This window comes from Vibrio sp. PBL-C16 (assembly GCF_034321865.1).
Taxonomy (GTDB): Bacteria; Pseudomonadota; Gammaproteobacteria; order Enterobacterales; family Vibrionaceae; genus Vibrio; species Vibrio alginolyticus.
The window spans coordinates 2,481,108-2,498,273 of sequence record NZ_JAXLNY010000002.1 but is presented as its reverse complement, the minus strand read 5'-3'; the positions used below and the strand labels follow the sequence as shown (position 1 = coordinate 2,498,273).

At 44.9% G+C, this 17,166-nt stretch carries 18 protein-coding genes; 17 read left to right on the top strand and 1 reads right to left on the bottom strand.

Annotated elements, in window-relative coordinates; genetic code table 11:
* Positions 1-117: 117 nt before the first annotated feature.
* From tgt to secF, 4 genes are all read left to right on the top strand, one after another.
* Positions 118-1,254, top strand: a complete 1,137-nt coding sequence (gene tgt, locus UQW94_RS19725) for a tRNA guanosine(34) transglycosylase Tgt (protein ID WP_186584453.1) — start codon at positions 118-120, stop codon at positions 1,252-1,254.
* Positions 1,255-1,431: 177 nt separating this feature from the next.
* Positions 1,432-1,761, top strand: a complete 330-nt coding sequence (yajC, locus tag UQW94_RS19720; RefSeq protein WP_005381725.1) for a preprotein translocase subunit YajC — start codon at positions 1,432-1,434, stop codon at positions 1,759-1,761.
* 21 nt (positions 1,762-1,782) lie between these two features.
* On the top strand, positions 1,783-3,639 hold the full coding sequence (gene secD, locus UQW94_RS19715; RefSeq protein WP_005381724.1) for a protein translocase subunit SecD: 1,857 nt from the start codon (positions 1,783-1,785) through the stop codon (positions 3,637-3,639).
* 14 nt (positions 3,640-3,653) lie between these two features.
* The gene (secF, locus tag UQW94_RS19710; RefSeq protein ID WP_005383689.1) at positions 3,654-4,601 is read left to right on the top strand and encodes a protein translocase subunit SecF; all 948 of its coding nucleotides are present in this window, start codon (positions 3,654-3,656) and stop codon (positions 4,599-4,601) included.
* A gap of 209 nt (positions 4,602-4,810) precedes the next feature.
* Here secF and suhB read toward each other — a convergent pair whose 3' ends face one another.
* Positions 4,811-5,614: an inositol-1-monophosphatase gene (gene suhB / locus UQW94_RS19705; protein ID WP_005381722.1), complete on the bottom strand. Its 804-nt coding sequence runs from the start codon at positions 5,612-5,614 to the stop codon at positions 4,811-4,813.
* A 231-nt stretch (positions 5,615-5,845) separates the two neighbouring features.
* Between suhB and trmJ the strand changes: the two genes are divergently transcribed.
* The 13 genes from trmJ (at position 5,846) to rodZ (ending at position 17,161) form a co-directional block, all read left to right on the top strand.
* Positions 5,846-6,565, top strand: coding sequence for a tRNA (cytosine(32)/uridine(32)-2'-O)-methyltransferase TrmJ (gene trmJ / locus UQW94_RS19700; protein ID WP_005383693.1), 720 nt, complete (start codon positions 5,846-5,848; stop codon positions 6,563-6,565).
* 125 nt (positions 6,566-6,690) lie between these two features.
* Complete coding sequence (gene iscR, locus UQW94_RS19695; protein ID WP_005381720.1) at positions 6,691-7,197, top strand: Fe-S cluster assembly transcriptional regulator IscR; 507 nt, start codon at positions 6,691-6,693, stop codon at positions 7,195-7,197.
* 28 nt (positions 7,198-7,225) lie between these two features.
* A complete protein-coding gene (locus UQW94_RS19690; RefSeq protein WP_025768862.1) occupies positions 7,226-8,440 on the top strand; it encodes an IscS subfamily cysteine desulfurase in 1,215 nt (404 codons plus the stop codon).
* Between the two features lie 38 nt (positions 8,441-8,478).
* Positions 8,479-8,862: a Fe-S cluster assembly scaffold IscU gene (gene iscU / locus UQW94_RS19685; RefSeq protein ID WP_005381718.1), complete on the top strand. Its 384-nt coding sequence runs from the start codon at positions 8,479-8,481 to the stop codon at positions 8,860-8,862.
* 70 nt (positions 8,863-8,932) lie between these two features.
* Positions 8,933-9,256, top strand: a complete 324-nt coding sequence (gene iscA, locus UQW94_RS19680; protein ID WP_005391554.1) for an iron-sulfur cluster assembly protein IscA — start codon at positions 8,933-8,935, stop codon at positions 9,254-9,256.
* Positions 9,257-9,311: 55 nt separating this feature from the next.
* Positions 9,312-9,827 carry a co-chaperone HscB gene (hscB, locus tag UQW94_RS19675; protein WP_042521163.1) on the top strand — a complete coding sequence of 172 codons (516 nt, stop codon included), beginning with the start codon at positions 9,312-9,314 and terminating at the stop codon, positions 9,825-9,827.
* A gap of 21 nt (positions 9,828-9,848) precedes the next feature.
* Positions 9,849-11,702, top strand: coding sequence for a Fe-S protein assembly chaperone HscA (gene hscA, locus UQW94_RS19670; protein ID WP_322142507.1), 1,854 nt, complete (start codon positions 9,849-9,851; stop codon positions 11,700-11,702).
* 13 nt (positions 11,703-11,715) lie between these two features.
* Positions 11,716-12,054, top strand: a complete 339-nt coding sequence (gene fdx, locus UQW94_RS19665; RefSeq protein ID WP_005381713.1) for an ISC system 2Fe-2S type ferredoxin — start codon at positions 11,716-11,718, stop codon at positions 12,052-12,054.
* 44 nt (positions 12,055-12,098) lie between these two features.
* Positions 12,099-12,293 (top strand): Fe-S cluster assembly protein IscX, encoded by a 195-nt coding sequence (gene iscX / locus UQW94_RS19660; protein WP_005381711.1) that lies wholly within the window; start codon positions 12,099-12,101, stop codon positions 12,291-12,293.
* A gap of 161 nt (positions 12,294-12,454) precedes the next feature.
* Positions 12,455-13,753 (top strand): aminopeptidase PepB, encoded by a 1,299-nt coding sequence (pepB, locus tag UQW94_RS19655; RefSeq protein WP_213874915.1) that lies wholly within the window; start codon positions 12,455-12,457, stop codon positions 13,751-13,753.
* A gap of 95 nt (positions 13,754-13,848) precedes the next feature.
* Positions 13,849-14,274 carry a nucleoside-diphosphate kinase gene (ndk, locus tag UQW94_RS19650; RefSeq protein WP_005381702.1) on the top strand — a complete coding sequence of 142 codons (426 nt, stop codon included), beginning with the start codon at positions 13,849-13,851 and terminating at the stop codon, positions 14,272-14,274.
* A 373-nt stretch (positions 14,275-14,647) separates the two neighbouring features.
* On the top strand, positions 14,648-15,775 hold the full coding sequence (locus UQW94_RS19645; RefSeq protein ID WP_017633913.1) for a bifunctional tRNA (adenosine(37)-C2)-methyltransferase TrmG/ribosomal RNA large subunit methyltransferase RlmN: 1,128 nt from the start codon (positions 14,648-14,650) through the stop codon (positions 15,773-15,775).
* Positions 15,776-16,210: 435 nt separating this feature from the next.
* On the top strand, positions 16,211-17,161 hold the full coding sequence (rodZ, locus tag UQW94_RS19640) for a cytoskeleton protein RodZ (RefSeq protein ID WP_005381700.1): 951 nt from the start codon (positions 16,211-16,213) through the stop codon (positions 17,159-17,161).
* Positions 17,162-17,166: the final 5 nt, after the last annotated feature.

The window sequence follows — 17,166 nt, the reverse complement described above, 5'->3', positions numbered from 1 at the left end:
AGCTAGGAAATAAAGCATCCATTGCTTTGTCTCTCGCAAGGAAAAGCGACCGCTCCTTAAAGTAGGGTAGAGCCCTAAACACTCAGTCAGACTGTTTCTCTGACACCCGGAGGCATCGTGAAATTAAAATTCGATCTTAAGAAGAAAAACGGCAATGCACGTCGTGGTCAACTGACTTTCGAACGCGGCACTGTTCAAACTCCTGTGTTCATGCCAGTAGGTACTTACGGTACCGTTAAAGGTATGACACCAGAAGAAGTAAAAGGTACTGGTGCAGAAATTCTGCTAGGTAATACGTTCCACCTGTGGCTACGTCCTGGTCAAGAAGTGATGAAAATGCACGGTGACCTGCACGATTTTATGAACTGGCACGGTCCTATTCTTACTGATTCAGGCGGCTTCCAAGTATTCAGCCTTGGTAAGATGCGTACGATCACTGAAGAAGGTGTCCATTTTCGTAACCCAGTAAACGGTGACAAGATTTTCATGGACGCAGAAAAGTCGATGGAAATTCAAAAAGACCTGGGCTCTGACATCGTTATGATTTTTGACGAGTGTACGCCTTACCCAGCGACACACGATGAAGCGAAGAAATCGATGGAAATGTCATTACGCTGGGCACAGCGTTCACGTGACCATTTCGAGAAGCTAGAAAACCCGAACAACCTATTTGGTATTGTTCAAGGTGGTGTTTACGAAGATTTACGTGATGTGTCGGTAAAAGGTCTAACGGAAATCGGTTTTGACGGTTACGCGGTTGGTGGTTTGGCAGTAGGTGAGCCTAAAGAAGACATGCACCGTATTCTTGAGCATACTTGTCCTCAACTTCCTGAAGACAAACCTCGCTACTTGATGGGCGTAGGTAAGCCAGAAGACTTGGTTGAAGGTGTTCGTCGTGGTATCGACATGTTTGACTGTGTAATGCCAACGCGTAACGCACGTAATGGTCACTTATTTGTGACTGGTGGTGTGATCAAGATCCGTAATGCGAAACATAAAACGGATACAACACCATTGGATCCGCATTGTGACTGTTACACTTGTCAAAACTACAGCAAGTCGTACCTTCACCATTTAGAGCGTTGTAATGAAATCTTAGGCGCTCGCTTGAATACAATCCATAACCTGCGTTACTACCAGCGTCTGATGGAAAGCATTCGTAAAGCAATTGATGAAGATCGCTTCGATGAATTTGTTACTGAGTTCTATGAGCGTCGTGGCCGTGAAGTGCCACCACTAGCAAAAGAGCAGTAATTGAAAAACTAAAAGAATTAAAGCCTTTGGTATGTCGCCAGAGGCTTTTGCTAATAAAGTAGGCTAACGCACGTTATTTTTGAGAGAGCGATCTCTATTAGTTACTCTCAGACTTGAATCTAAAATGCGAAAGCCCAATTTGTTTGATTATCAATAAAATATAATGAGGATGTTTTAATGTTTATTTCTCAGGCTCACGCAGCAGCAGAAGGTGCGCCAGCAGGCGGTGGTTTTGAAATGCTAATCATGCTTGGCATGTTCGCAGTGATCTTTTACTTCATGATTTACCGCCCACAAGCGAAACGCGTAAAAGAACACAAAAACCTAATGGCTTCTATGGGCAAAGGCGACGAAGTTTTAACTAGCGGTGGCCTAGTGGGTAAAATCACTAAGATTGCTGAAGACAATGACTACATTTCAATTGAGCTTAACGCGAACAATGAAGTAGTAATCAAGAAAGACTTCATCACTGCAGTGCTACCAAAAGGTACGCTTAAGTCTCTATAAAACAGCTAAAGGATCCTCGCTGTGCTAAACCGTTATCCATTATGGAAGTACTTGATGGTGCTTTTTGCCATCATCACCGCTGCGTTATACGCACTTCCAAATATCTACGGTGAAGATCCGGCTATTCAAGTTACAGGGGCGCGTGGCGCCTCTGTAGATATGTCAACGCTGGATGCTGTCACTACTGCTCTTAACAAAGAGCAACTTTCTCATAAATCCATTGCTCTCGAAGATGGATCAATTCTTGTTCGTTTTAACGACACTGACACACAAATCAGTGCTCGTGATGTCATCAGCGAAGCGCTAGGCAAAGACACAATTGTTGCACTTAACCTTGCACCTTCTACACCCGATTGGCTAGAAGCGATTGGCGCGTCACCATTGAAGCTAGGTCTTGACCTTCGCGGTGGTGTTCACTTCTTAATGGAAGTGGATATGGATGCAGCGATGGAAAAGCTTGTTGGTCAACAAGAAGAAGCTTTCCGTAGCGAACTTCGTGACGCCAAGATTCGTTACCGTGCAATCCGCCCTTCTGGAAAAGAAGCGGTAGAAGTGTTGTTGCGTAACGAAGAGCAATTAGCAGAAGCGAAAGCAACGCTAGAAAAGAATCACCCGGACATGATTTTTGTCGATTCTGATTCAAATGGCCGTTACGCTCTTACTGCAACCTTTACTGAGCAACGTTTACAAGAGATCCGTAACTATGCTGTTGAGCAAAACATTACGATTTTACGTAATCGTGTCAACGAACTAGGTGTTGCGGAACCATTGGTTCAACGTCAAGGTGCTAGTCGCATTGTAGTTGAACTGCCTGGTGTTCAAGACACTGCTCGTGCAAAAGAAATTCTCGGAGCTACGGCAACGCTTGAATTCCGTGAAGTTGATGATAAAGCTGACCTATCGGCAGCGGCAAATGGTCGTGCGCCAGCAGGTAGTGAAATCAAGATGGACCGTGATGGTCGCCCAGTTGTGCTTAAGAAGCGCGTTATTCTTGGCGGTCAAAGCATCACAGATGCAAGCTCAAGTGTTGATGAATATGGTCGTCCACAAGTTAACATCTCGCTAGACAGCGAAGGTGGTAATAAGATGTCTGCGTTCTCTAAGAAGAACATTGGTAAGCTAATGGCTACCGTGTTTGCAGAATACAAAGACAGTGGCCGTCGTACGCCTGAAGGCAAAGTTATTCTGGATAAGCATGAAGAAGTCATCAACCAAGCAACGATTCAATCGGCTCTTGGTCGTAACTTCCGTATCACAGGTATCGACTCTGCTGCAGAAGCACACAACCTAGCACTTTTACTACGTGCTGGTGCACTGATTGCACCTATCTCTATCGTTGAAGAACGTACCATTGGTCCATCAATGGGCCAGCAAAACATCGATATGGGTATCCAAGCATGTATCTGGGGTATGGTTGCCGTAATGCTATTTACGCTGCTTTACTACCGCGGCTTTGGTTTGATTGCAAACATCGCTCTAATGGCAAACTTGGTGCTTATCATTGGTGTTATGTCGATGATTCCAGGCGCTACCATGACGCTTCCAGGGATAGCCGGTATCGTGTTAACAGTCGGTATGGCGGTTGATGCGAACGTACTGATCTTCGAGCGTATCCGTGAAGAAATTCGTGATGGACGCAGTCCACAACAAGCGATTCACCAAGGTTACGCGAATGCATTCAGCACGATTGCTGATGCGAACATCACAACACTAATTACTGCAATCATTCTATTTGCGGTCGGTACAGGTGCGGTGAAAGGTTTCGCAGTTACTCTATCTATCGGTATCTTAACTTCAATGTTCACCGCCATTATTGGTACACGTTGTATCGTGAACCTGATCTACGGTGGCAAACGCGTTGATAAATTGTCGATCTAAGGCTGGGAATTAATATGTTTCAAATTCTAAAAGCAGAGAAGACGATCGGCTTTATGCGTTGGTCGAAAGTAGCATTCGTTTTTTCAATTATAATGATTGCTGCTTCTATCTTCACTTTGTCAACCAAGTGGCTTAATTGGGGTCTAGATTTCACTGGCGGTACGCTTATCGAGGTCGGTTTTGAACAGCCAGCAAACCTTGAAGAGATTCGTGCAGCACTAGATTCAAAAGGCTTTGGCGATGCGACAGTACAAAACTTCGGTAGTGCTCGTGAAGTCATGGTCCGTCTTCGTCCACGTGATGACGTTTCTGGTGAAACGCTAGGTAACCAAATCATTGGTGCTATCAAAGATGGTACTGGCGAAAGCGTAGAAATGCGTCGTATTGAGTTCGTAGGTCCCAACGTTGGTGATGAGCTAACAGAAGCTGGTGGTCTAGCGATCTTGGTATCGCTGATCTGTATCCTGCTTTATGTATCGATGCGATTTGAATGGCGTCTAGCGGCTGGTGCGGTAATGGCATTGGCTCACGATATAATTATCACGCTAGGTGTCTTTTCGTTTCTACAAATTGAAGTTGACCTGACTATCGTAGCTGCGCTACTGACGGTTGTGGGCTACTCACTCAACGATACCATCGTTGTATTTGACCGGATTCGTGAAAACTTCCGTAAGATGCGTAAGGGTGAACCTTCGGACATCATGGACGCTTCAATCACTCAAACATTGAGCCGTACATTGATTACATCTGGTACGACGTTGTTCGTGGTAATTGCACTGTTCATGCAGGGTGGTGCTATGATTCACGGCTTTGCAACCGCACTTTTACTCGGTATCACTGTAGGTACTTACTCTTCTATCTACGTAGCATCAGCACTGGCTCTAAAACTGGGTATCCAGAAAGAGCACTTGATGCCACCTCAAGTAGAAAAAGAAGGTGCAGAGTTCGACGAAATGCCATAAGGCAGATTGAGAACCGAAAACAAAAACCGCTGAACAATCAGCGGTTTTTTTGTATCTGAATAGAGTCGTGAGCTTGCCGAACCTCATTGTATGGAGAGCCTTACATTGCAGCTAAGTAGATACGGTTCGGTAGATACAAAAAAGCCCCGCTCATTGAGCGGGGCTTTCTAAAGTCATCAGCGTGACGGGCTAAATATGACTTTCAAATCTTACTTAAGGATCGCGCTGTTACCGTTTTCGCGGATGTGCTTAAGGATAGATTTTACGCCACGAGCGCTTGAAGCAACGATGTTACCAGACTTCATGTAGTCAGTGCCGCCAGCAAAGTCTGTTAGGATTGCGCCAGCTTCACGAGCAATAAGCTCACCTGCTGCCATATCCCAAGGTTTTAGGCCTAGTTCGAAGTAACCATCAACACGGCCAGCTGCCACGTAACAAAGGTCTAGAGCAGCAGAGCCGCTACGACGGAAATCAGCACACTCAGTGAATAGCGCACCAACGATCTTGATGTAAGACTCAGCGTGTTGTTTCTGCTTGAATGGGAAGCCTGTTGCTAGAACAGTACCTTGAAGGTCTTTTAGTTGAGCAACACGAATACGTGCACTGTTTAGTTGAGCGCCGGCACCGCGTTGCGCAGTGAATAGCTCGTTTTGCATTGGATCGTAAACACAAGCAACTTCAGTTTTGCCCTTAATACGAACAGCGATAGAAACCGCGAAAGTTGGGTAACCTTTTACAAAGTTAGTGGTGCCATCCAGTGGGTCGATGATCCATTGTACGTCTTTATCTTTACCTTCGATAAGACCTTGTTCTTCAGCAACGATACAGTGCTCAGGGTAAGACTGCTTGATAGTATCGATGATGATGTATTCTGCTTCTTTGTCTACGTTAGTGACAAAGTCATTAGTGCCTTTAAGAGTAGATTCTACTTTATCAGTGTTTTCTAATGATTTAGCAATATGATTGCCTGCCTTTCGCGCAGCGCGAATAGCAATGTTTAGCATTGGATGCATACGAATTTCCCAACGGATGTTAAAGAACAAATGAAAGCGGCGGCGAGTATACCAGAGATAATTAAAAAGGGAAGTGGTTATTTTTTGTTCTAAATGCGACTGGTTGAGTGTACAGAGCATACTGCGGACGAGAACAATAACCAAGAATGAGAAGAGAGGTCTGCTTGCCTCTAGGGTGTCTTAAAAAACTATGATAACATTCTGCGGTTTTAATTTAGGTAGCAAACACAGATGTTGGATCAAGTAAAAATTGTACTCGTAGGTACCTCTCATTCAGGCAATATTGGCTCAGCAGCTCGAGCAATGAAAGTGATGGGTTTAAACCAACTAGTATTAGTCGATCCACAATGTGAAGTGGATGAACAAACTCTTGCTTTAGCTGCGGGTGCTGGTGATATTGCTCAAAATGCAAAGATTGTCGGCACATTAGAAGAAGCGGTTGAAGATTGTGGCCTTGTTGTGGGTTCTAGCGCCCGCTCTCGTACATTAGAATGGCCAATGCTCGAACCACGTGAATGCGGTGAGAAATTTGCAGTTGAAGGCCGAAAGCATCCGGTTGCGCTCGTGTTTGGCCGAGAAAGAACTGGTTTGACAAACGAAGAGCTACAAAAGTGCCACTACCATGTTTGTATTCCCGCTAATCCTGAGTACAGCTCGCTTAACCTAGCGATGGCTGTACAAACTCTCAGTTACGAAGTGCGAGTTGCACACTTGAACTTAGAGCAAAGCCAGTTTTCCCCAAATGAATCGGAAGAATACCCGCGTCATCGAGAACTCGAAATGTTCTTCGAGCATCTTGAAAAGGTGATGGTTGAGACCCAGTTTATTAACAAAGAGCAACCTGGACAGGTGATGAATAAGTTGCGCCGTTTGTTCTCTCGTGCTCGACCAGAAACCCAAGAACTTAATATTCTACGAGGCGTTTTGACTTCGATAGAAAAGAAGTTCTGAGTGAATAATAACCACTTTAGGTGTAAGGATGAATACCTGAGTAAAATGGTCAAATAAATACTTGACCAAATTACTCAGGTATGGAAAAATCTTAACCATTACAAACCATGTGGATACGGTGTGGTATGAAACTTACATCTAAAGGAAGATATGCGGTGACAGCCATGCTGGATGTGGCACTGCATTCGCAACAAAACCCTGTACCTCTGGCTGATATTTCAGAGCGTCAAGGGATCTCGCTCTCTTACTTAGAGCAGCTATTTTCAAAATTGCGTAAAGCAGGTCTCGTTGCCAGCGTTCGTGGTCCTGGTGGTGGTTACCGACTTGGTGCCGACGCTCACAGTATCGCTATTGGTACCGTGATTGCTGCCGTTGATGAGTCAGTAGATGCAACTAAATGCCAAGGTAAAGGAGATTGCCAAGGTGGAACACGTTGCCTTACTCACACGCTGTGGCGTGACCTAAGCTCTCGCATTAGTGACTTTTTGAATAACATCACTCTTGGTGAGTTGATGACAGACAATGAAGTACTCGAAATTTCTGATCGTCAGGACATTGATCTGGCGGTAACCCATGGGCTATCAAACAAAAATACAACCGCCGCGCCCATCGGTGTAAACGTCCGCTCTTAGCGGTCAGCTTTTTACATTGGAGTAGAGAATGAAACTGCCGATTTATCTTGATTATTCCGCTACATGTCCAGTTGATCCACGTGTTGCTGAAAAAATGGTTCAGTACATGACAATGGATGGCACATTTGGCAACCCAGCGTCACGTTCGCACCGTTACGGCTGGCAGGCAGAAGAAGCGGTCGATACTGCTCGTGAGCAAATTGCTGACCTTCTAAATGCAGATCCTCGCGAAATCGTATTTACATCTGGTGCGACAGAATCAGACAACCTTGCGATTAAAGGTGCAGCGCACTTTTACTCGAAGAAAGGCAAGCACGTAATCACTTGTAAAACAGAGCACAAAGCCGTTCTTGACCCATGTCGTCAACTTGAGCGTGAAGGCTTTGAAGTGACTTACCTTGAGCCAGAATCAAATGGCTTGATCGATCTAGAGAAGCTTAAAGCAGCCATGCGTGATGACACCGTGCTTGTGTCTATTATGCATGTAAACAACGAGATTGGTGTGGTTCAAGACATTACAGCGATCGGCGAACTGTGCCGTGAGCGTAAAATTGTTTTCCACGTGGACGCTGCGCAATCTGCAGGTAAATTACCAATCGACGTTCAAGAGATGAAAGTTGATCTAATTTCACTTTCTGCTCACAAAGTATACGGCCCTAAAGGTATCGGTGCACTTTACGTACGTCGTAAGCCTCGTATTCGTCTTGAAGCGCAAATGCACGGTGGCGGTCATGAGCGTGGTTTCCGCTCTGGTACACTTCCTACTCACCAAATCGTAGGTATGGGTGAAGCATTCCGCATTGCAAAGGAAGACATGCAAAAAGATTACGATCACGCTTTAGCGCTGCGTAACCGTCTTTTTGATGGCGTGAAAGACTTAGAAGCAGTGACGGTAAACGGTGACTTTGAGCAGCGTGTACCACACAACCTAAACATCAGTTTCGCATTCGTAGAAGGTGAATCACTACTAATGTCGCTTAAAGATCTAGCGGTATCTTCTGGTAGTGCTTGTACGTCTGCAAGTCTTGAGCCTTCTTACGTTCTTCGTGCCCTAGGCATGGATGACGAATTGGCTCACAGCTCGGTTCGTTTCTCGTTTGGTCGTTTCACGACTGAAGAAGAAATTGATTACGCAATTGAACAAATCCGCGTTGCAGTGACTAAGCTACGCGACATGTCTCCTCTATGGGATATGTACAAAGAAGGGATTGATTTGAGCACTGTTGAATGGGCTCACCATTAATCTCAGGGATTGAAATAGAGGATTCGAGGTAATTTATCATGGCATACAGCGAAAAAGTAATTGATCACTACGAGAACCCACGTAACGTTGGTTCATTCGATAAAGAAGACCCATCAGTAGGTAGCGGTATGGTTGGCGCTCCTGCGTGTGGTGACGTAATGAAGCTTCAAATCAAAGTGACACCTGAAGGTATCATCGAAGATGCGAAGTTCAAAACATACGGTTGTGGTAGTGCAATCGCATCAAGCTCACTAGTAACTGAGTGGGTAAAAGGTAAGTCAGTTGATGAAGCGGCAGCAATTAAAAACTCTGAGATTGCTGAAGAGCTAGAGCTTCCACCAGTGAAAGTTCACTGTTCTATTCTTGCTGAAGATGCAATCAAAGCAGCGGTTGCTGACTACAAGAAAAAACACCAAGAATAATTATTCCGTAATATAATGGGAGCTTTGACGCTCCCATTCCAATCGAAATTTAGACAGACTAAGGTGCAGTATGGCCATCACAATGACAGAATCAGCGGCAAGTCGCGTAAGAGCATTCCTAGATAACCGAGGCAAAGGTATCGGTTTACGTCTTGGAGTGAAGACGACTGGTTGTTCCGGCATGGCATACGTACTTGAGTTTGTTGATGAGCTCAATGAAGAAGACGAAGTATTTGAACTCTCTGGAGTGAAAATCATCATCGACAAAAAAAGCTTAGTGTACCTAGACGGTACCGAATTGGATTACGTGAAAGAAGGGTTGAATGAAGGTTTTGAATTCAACAACCCTAACGCGAAAAGTGAATGTGGTTGTGGTGAAAGCTTCAACGTCTAATTGATTGTCCTTCTGGGCAAGCGAGTCCGGAAGGCTTTACTAGGACCCGAACTTAATGAATCACTTTGAATTATTTGGGCTACCAAGTCAGTTTAAGCTGGATGGTAGCCTTCTTTCTTCTCAGTTCCGAGAACTACAAAAACGCTTCCACCCGGATAACTTTGCAACGGGCTCAGAACGTGACCGTTTGATGGCGGTGCAAAAGGCGGCGCAAATCAACGATGCCTATCAAGTTCTGAAAAATCCTATTTCTCGCGCCGAGTATATCCTCGCAGAGCAAGGTGTTGAGATCCGAGGTGAACAGCAAACGATGCAAGATCCGATGTTCTTAATGGAGCAAATGGAACTGCGCGAAGAACTGGAAGAGATTGCTGACAACTCCGATCCTGAATCGGCGCTTTTTGACTTCGACTCTAAGGTCAGCAAAATGTACAAACAGCATCTGGCAAGCGTCGAGCAAGAGCTTGATGATGGTCTATGGGCTGAAGCCGCAGACCGAGTTCGTAAGCTAAAATTCATTGCCAAACTAAAGAACGAAATTGAGCTAGTCGAAGACAAACTCCTCGGCTAGTAAGCGTGACAAGGACCTATCATGGCACTACTTCAAATCGCAGAACCGGGCCAAAGCTCGGCACCTCATGAGCATAAGTTAGCAGCGGGTATCGACTTAGGTACTACCAACTCTTTGGTTGCTTCTGTACGTAGCGGCGATGCAACTCCACTTGCGGACGAGCAGGGCCGTACTATTTTACCTTCAGTCGTTAATTACGCTGAGGAAACGTTAACGGTCGGCCACGAAGCCAAAGCCAAAGCAGAGTTTGAACCAGAGAACACGATTATCTCTGTAAAACGTTTGATCGGTCGTTCATTAAAGGACATTCAGTCCCGTTACTCTTCACTTCCTTATCGTTTTAAAGAGAGTGAAAACGGCCTGCCAATTCTGCAAACACCTCAAGGTGACAAAAACCCGATTGAAGTATCTGCGGACATCCTAAAAGTATTGGGTAAGCGAGCTGAAGATACGTTAGGTGGTGAGTTAGCTGGTGTAGTTATTACCGTTCCTGCTTACTTTGATGACGCGCAACGTGCAGGTACAAAAGATGCGGCGAAATTAGCTGGTCTTCATGTTCTCCGTCTACTTAACGAACCAACCGCTGCGGCAATTGCTTATGGCCTAGACTCTGGTCAAGAAGGTGTGATTGCGGTTTACGATCTAGGTGGCGGTACTTTTGATATCTCTATCCTACGTTTATCGAAAGGCGTATTTGAAGTATTAGCAACAGGTGGCGATTCTGCATTAGGCGGTGACGACTTCGACCATCTATTTGCCGATTATTTAATGGAGCAAGCGGGTCTAGAAGCGCCGCTTTCTGCAGAAAAGAACCGTACACTGTTGAACATTGCTACTGAAGCTAAGATTGCTTTCTCTGAGCAAGACAGTGTTGACGTTGACGTTTTTGGCTGGAAAGGCACCGTGACTCGCGAGCAGTTCGAAGATCTGATTCGTCCGCTAGTGAAGAAAACCCTGATGTCTTGTCGTCGCGCATTAAAAGATGCGGATGTCGACGCAGATGAAGTACTCGAGGTCGTCATGGTTGGTGGCTCAACCCGTACATTGCTGGTTCGTGAAATGGTAGGCGAGTTTTTTGGTCGCACACCCCTGACAAGCATTAACCCTGATGAAGTTGTTGCAATCGGCGCGGGTATCCAAGCAGACATTCTCGCGGGTAACAAGCCTGACTCTGAAATGTTGCTTCTTGATGTGATTCCACTGTCGCTCGGTATTGAAACCATGGGTGGTTTGGTCGAGAAGATCATCCCCCGCAACACTACGATTCCCGTTGCGCGTGCGCAAGAATTTACCACATTCAAAGATGGCCAAACGGCGATGAGTGTTCATGTGGTACAAGGTGAACGTGAAATGGTTGATGACTGTCGTTCACTTGCTCGCTTCTCGTTAAAAGGTATTCCTCCGATGGCAGCGGGTGCGGCACATATTCGCGTGACTTACCAAGTTGACGCTGATGGCCTTCTTTCTGTTACGGCAATGGAGAAGAGCACTGGTGTTCAATCAGAGATTCAAGTAAAACCTTCTTACGGCTTAAGTGACAATGAAGTGGCGGATATGTTGCGTGATTCAATGACGCACGCAAAAGAAGACATGCAAGCTCGTGCCTTAGCTGAGCAGCGTGTTGAAGCCGACCGAGTGATAGAAGGTTTGATTGCAGCGATGCAAGCTGATGGTGATGAATTACTATCAGAACAAGAGAAACAAAACTTGATTAAAGCCATCGAAGCCTTGATTGAGCTGCGTAATGGTGATGATGCAGATGCGATAGAGCAAGGCATTAAAGATACCGATAAAGCGAGCCAAGATTTCGCATCACGCCGTATGGATAAATCGATTCGAGCTGCGTTGTCAGGTCAATCAGTAGACGATATATAAGAGATAAGTAGTTATGCCTAAGATTATTGTATTACCACACGACGATTTGTGCCCAGAAGGTGCAGTGTTGGAAGCAAACTCTGGTGACACCGTTCTAGACGTAGCGCTAAAAAACGGTATCGGTATTGAACATGCGTGTGAGAAGTCATGTGCGTGTACTACCTGCCACGTAATCATCCGTGAAGGTTTTGATTCACTCGAAGAAAGTGAAGAACTAGAAGACGACATGCTAGATAAAGCGTGGGGTCTAGAGCCTGAGTCACGCCTAGGGTGTCAGGCGAGAATTGCTGATGAAGACTTGGTGGTAGAAATTCCTAAATACACACTAAACCACGCTTCAGAAGATCACTAAAACTATCTTCCCAATATAGGGAAGAAGCAAAAGGAAGATGAGCAATGAAATGGACAGATTCTCGCGATATCGCGATTGAACTTTGTGACAAGTTTCCAGATGTCGATCCAAAAACAGTGCGTTTTACCGATCTTCATCAATGGATCATGGAGTTAGATGAGTTTGACGATGAGCCAAACCGTTCTAATGAAAAGATTCTAGAAGCCGTTATCATGTGCTGGATGGACGAAGCAGACTAAGTCTGTAAAACACAGCCTAGTTAACAATTCTTACTAAAAAAAGCGGACCTTTAGGTCCGTTTTTTTATCCAATTGACATTTTTGCCCTACATAATGCTAACATCCGTGAGTTATTAAAAAGAAGCAGCGTAGGCAACGCTGCTATAAGACAAGGAGAAACCATGTCTACACAGATGTCTGTATTTTTAAGTCAAGAGTCGGCAGCACCACATTGGGGTGAAAAAGCACTGCTTTCATTCGCTGAAAACGGCGCAACTATTCACTTAGGTGAAGGTCATGATCTCGGCGCAATTCAACGTGCAGCTCGTCAGCTAGATGGCCAAGGAATTCGTTCTATTTTTCTTTCTGGTGATAACTGGGATCTAGAGAGCGTATGGGCTTTCCACCAAGGGTTCCGTAACCCTAAAAAACATGGCTCAGTTGAGTGGGCAGCATTGTCTGATGAAGATCAAGCAGAGCTTCAAGCTCGTATTACTTCGACTGATTTTACCCGCGATATTATCAACAAAACGGCAGAAGAAGTTGCTCCTCGTCAGCTAGCGACAATGGCTGCTGAATTCATTAAATCTGTTGCGCCGAAAGGCACTGTGACAGCACGTATCGTCAAAGACAAAGACTTGTTGGCAGAAGGTTGGGAAGGTATTTACGCAGTAGGCCGTGGTTCTGAGCGTACTTCTGCGATGCTTCAGTTAGACTACAACCCAACTGGTGACGAAAACGCACCTGTATTCGCATGTCTTGTGGGTAAAGGCATCACCTTTGATTCCGGTGGTTACAGCTTGAAGCCTTCTACCTTCATGAGTGCAATGAAAGCAGATATGGGTGGCTCGGGTACTATCACTGGTGGCCTAGGATTAGCTATCTTGCGTGGTTTAAACAAGCGCGTAAAACTGATCTTGTGTTGTGCTGAGAACATGGTTTCTGGCCGTGCCCTTAAGCTTGGCGACATCATCACTTATAAAAACGGCAAAACCGTTGAGATTATGAATACCGACGCGGAAGGTCGCTTGGTGCTTGCAGACGGTCTTATCTACGCCAGTGAGCAAAAGCCTGAGTTAATTATTGACTGCGCGACGCTAACAGGCGCAGCGAAGAATGCGTTAGGTAACGATTACCATGCGCTAATGAGCTTTGATGATGAGCTATCGCATCAAGCCCTCACGGCGGCAAACCAGGAAAAAGAAGGCTTGTGGCCGCTACCACTTGCTGATTTCCATCGAGAAATGTTGCCATCTAATTTTGCCGATTTATCGAATATCAGCTCTGGTGATTATTCTCCAGGTGCAAGTACTGCTGCTGCATTCTTGTCTTACTTCGTTGAGGACTACAATAAAGGCTGGTTACATTTCGACTGTGCGGGTACGTATCGTAAAGCCGCTTCTGATAAATGGGCTGCGGGAGCAACGGGTATGGGTGTTCGTACACTTGCTCGTTTCCTCAATGAGCAAGCTGGAAAATAAGATTGATTGCAGCACTCTCTTGTTTGAGTGCTGCTCTTACCCAGTAAGTCACTTTAAAAGCACAACTATTATTACAAGTACAGAAAGGAAATTTTATGGCTCTAGAAAGAACATTTTCAATCATTAAGCCTGATGCTGTAGAGCGAAACCTAATTGGTGAAATCTACAATCGTATTGAAAAGGCTGGCCTACGTATCATCGCTGCCAAAATGGTTCACCTGACAGAAGATCAGGCAAGCGGCTTTTATGCAGAGCATGAAGGTAAAGAGTTTTTCCCTCCTCTAAAAGAGTTCATGACATCTGGTCCTATTATGGTTCAGGTATTGGAAGGCGAAAATGCGATTGCACGTTACCGCGAGCTAATGGGTAAAACCAACCCAGAGGACGCGGCATGTGGCACTTTGCGTGCTGATTACGCACTCAGCATGCGTCACAATTCAGTTCATGGTTCCGATAGCCCTGAGTCTGCCGCTCGTGAAATTGAGTTTTTCTTCCCTGAATCAGAAGTTTTCTCTCGCTAACTCGTTCATGCATCACTTTTGCGTGATGATCTAGTTCGTAATAACCTCGGAATTGTCCGAGGTTTTTTATTCCGCATTCTCCATTTCACCGGCGAGTTCATTCGTAATTATTCGCGAAGATGTTGGCTAATCTGAGCATCTTGCAGGGGTGAAAGCTTAGTTACGTGTGTTTGTTCTCACTGTTTTCTCTGTACCACTTCTACGCTTTTGTTGTCGGTTGTCTAATCATTATTCTCACCGTAAAGTCTGATTAAAATTTAATCGTTTTTATTTTAATGCCTTAGCAAACTCAGGGTCTTACACCCCTTGTTGTAGCTGCATAAAGGCTGTACAATTCGCGCCCTTATTCTTGTTTCAGTCATTGAGAGGCAACATGACCACTGAAAAAATCAATCTACTCGACTTTGATCGCAAAGGCATGCGTCAGTTTTTCGCGGAAGAACTTGGCGAGAAAGCGTTTCGTGCCGATCAGGTTATGAAGTGGATCTACCATTTCGGTGTAGATGACTTCGAAAAAATGACAAACATCAACAAGAAGCTGCGCGAAAAGCTTTTACACAAGTGTGAAATTAAAGCACCAACTGTAGCAGAAGCTCAGCATTCTTCAGACGGCACGATCAAGTGGGCAATGAAGGTTGGTGATCAGGATGTAGAAACGGTTTACATTCCAGAAGATGATCGCGCAACGCTTTGTGTATCTTCTCAAGTAGGTTGTGCATTGGAATGTAAGTTCTGCTCAACAGCACAGCAGGGTTTTAACCGTAACTTGAAAGTTTCAGAGATCATCGGTCAGGTTTGGCGTGCTGCACGTGAAATTGGTCTTGAGAAAGAAACAGGCCGTCGCCCAATTACGAACGTCGTGATGATGGGTATGGGTGAGCCGCTTCTTAATATGAAGAATTTGATTCCAGCACTGGAGTTAATGTTGGATGACCTTGGCTTTGGTTTGTCGAAGCGTCGCGTAACCGTATCAACATCAGGTGTGGTTTCTGGTCTTGATCAGATGACGGGCAAAATCGACGTTGCGTTGGCGATCTCTCTTCATGCGCCAAACGATAAGCTGCGTAGTGAAATCATGCCAATTAACGATCGTTGGGATATTCAAGATTTCCTAGCATCCGTTCGTCGTTACATTGCTTCATCGAATGCAAACCGTGGCAAGGTAACAGTCGAGTACGTGTTGCTTGATCATGTGAACGATGACATGGACCATGCTCGTGAACTGGCTGAGCTGATGAAAGACACACCATGTAAGATTAACTTGATTCCGTTTAACCCGTACCCAGGTTCACCTTACAAGAAACCAAGTAACTCACGTATTGATCGCTTCCAAAAAACATTGATGCAATACGAGCACACAGTTACGGTTCGTAAAACGCGTGGTGATGACATTGATGCCGCATGTGGTCAGTTGGTCGGTGATGTAATTGACCGAACTAAACGTACGGCAATGCTGAAAGCGTCACGCGGTGCCGATACCATTGAAGTGAAAGCTGTATAAACGACCGGAATTCAAAAATAGCCAGAGCCATTCGCTCTGGCTATTTTGTTTATTGTTTAGGACATTTTCGCCAAGATTTGGGACTATCACTCTTCAACCTAAGGTTATTTGGGTATAATTTCGAATTCCTTTGTCAAAGTTTGGACAAAAGCTTGAGCTATCTGTTAGTTTGAGTGTAAAGAGTTTTTGTCTTCGTTGCGCATTCGCTTATCATGATATGTAACACTAACGATGACACCGATAATTCTCAGCACTTTCTCACATACGTTTTGCTGATTTTTGCAAAACGGGTATTCGCACTCAGATCGCTGAGAGTTTCTTAAAATTATTATTTTTGGTTAACGCGTTTAGGCTAGCTATCTTTAAAGAGGCTTAAGAACAATAACGAAAATACATGACCACGTTAGCCACTAAAACAGATTAAATACCGCCATTATGACAGAACACGAAAATACGAATGAAGTGCCACTCTCTATTGAAGCTGGCACATTACTGAAAAACAAACGTGAATCCTTGGGAATGAGCCAAAAGCAAGTTGCCGATCGCCTGAGGCTTCGCATTTCTGTGATTGAAGATATTGAAAATAACCGATTTGAATCTCAACAAGTCGCGACATTTACGCGTGGTTACTTACGCTCTTACGCTAAATTCGTAGGTCTTGATGAGAAGGTGGTTTTGACGGCGTTAGAGCAGACTGCCGATGCTCAGCCTCAAGAGCAAGAAATTGAAATGCAAAGCTTCTCTCGTAAAACAAAAGACGAGAAGCACAATAGCCGTATTATGCTCCTTACTTGGGTTATCGGGCTGGTCATTATTGGCATTTCAGCGGCATGGTGGTGGCAAAACCAACAAGAGAATAGCCTAACTAAGGAAGTAACGGATTCAAGTGTTGAAGCGCCGCAGCCCACTGCTCAAGAATTAGCTGATATCGATTTGATGACGGCTGAAGAGTTAATCGCAAGCACTCCTGAAGAAGTTGCTTCAACTAATGAAGGCGTTGCTGAATCGACTGAAGCATCCGTTGAGCAAGGGGCGGATCCTTTGCTGACTGAAACTGAAAATACAACAAGCGTAGATTCTGAAGAACCTGTTGCCGTGATTGAAGCGGCGGAAGAGGAACAGCCTGCGCCAGTAGTACCTGAAGGCATGACACTTCTTACTATGAAGTTTAAAGCGGACTGTTGGATTCAAGTAAAAGACACCAATGGTAAAACGCTGGTAAGTGGTACTCATAAGCCAGGACAAGATGTAGAACTTACCGGAAAAGCGCCATTTAAAGTGATATTAGGCGCACCGGAAGGGGTTACAATGACATTTGCAAGTGAACCTGTCGACCTTTCTGGGTATACTTCAGGCAAAGTAGCTAGATTCACTCTACCGTTATAAAAAAT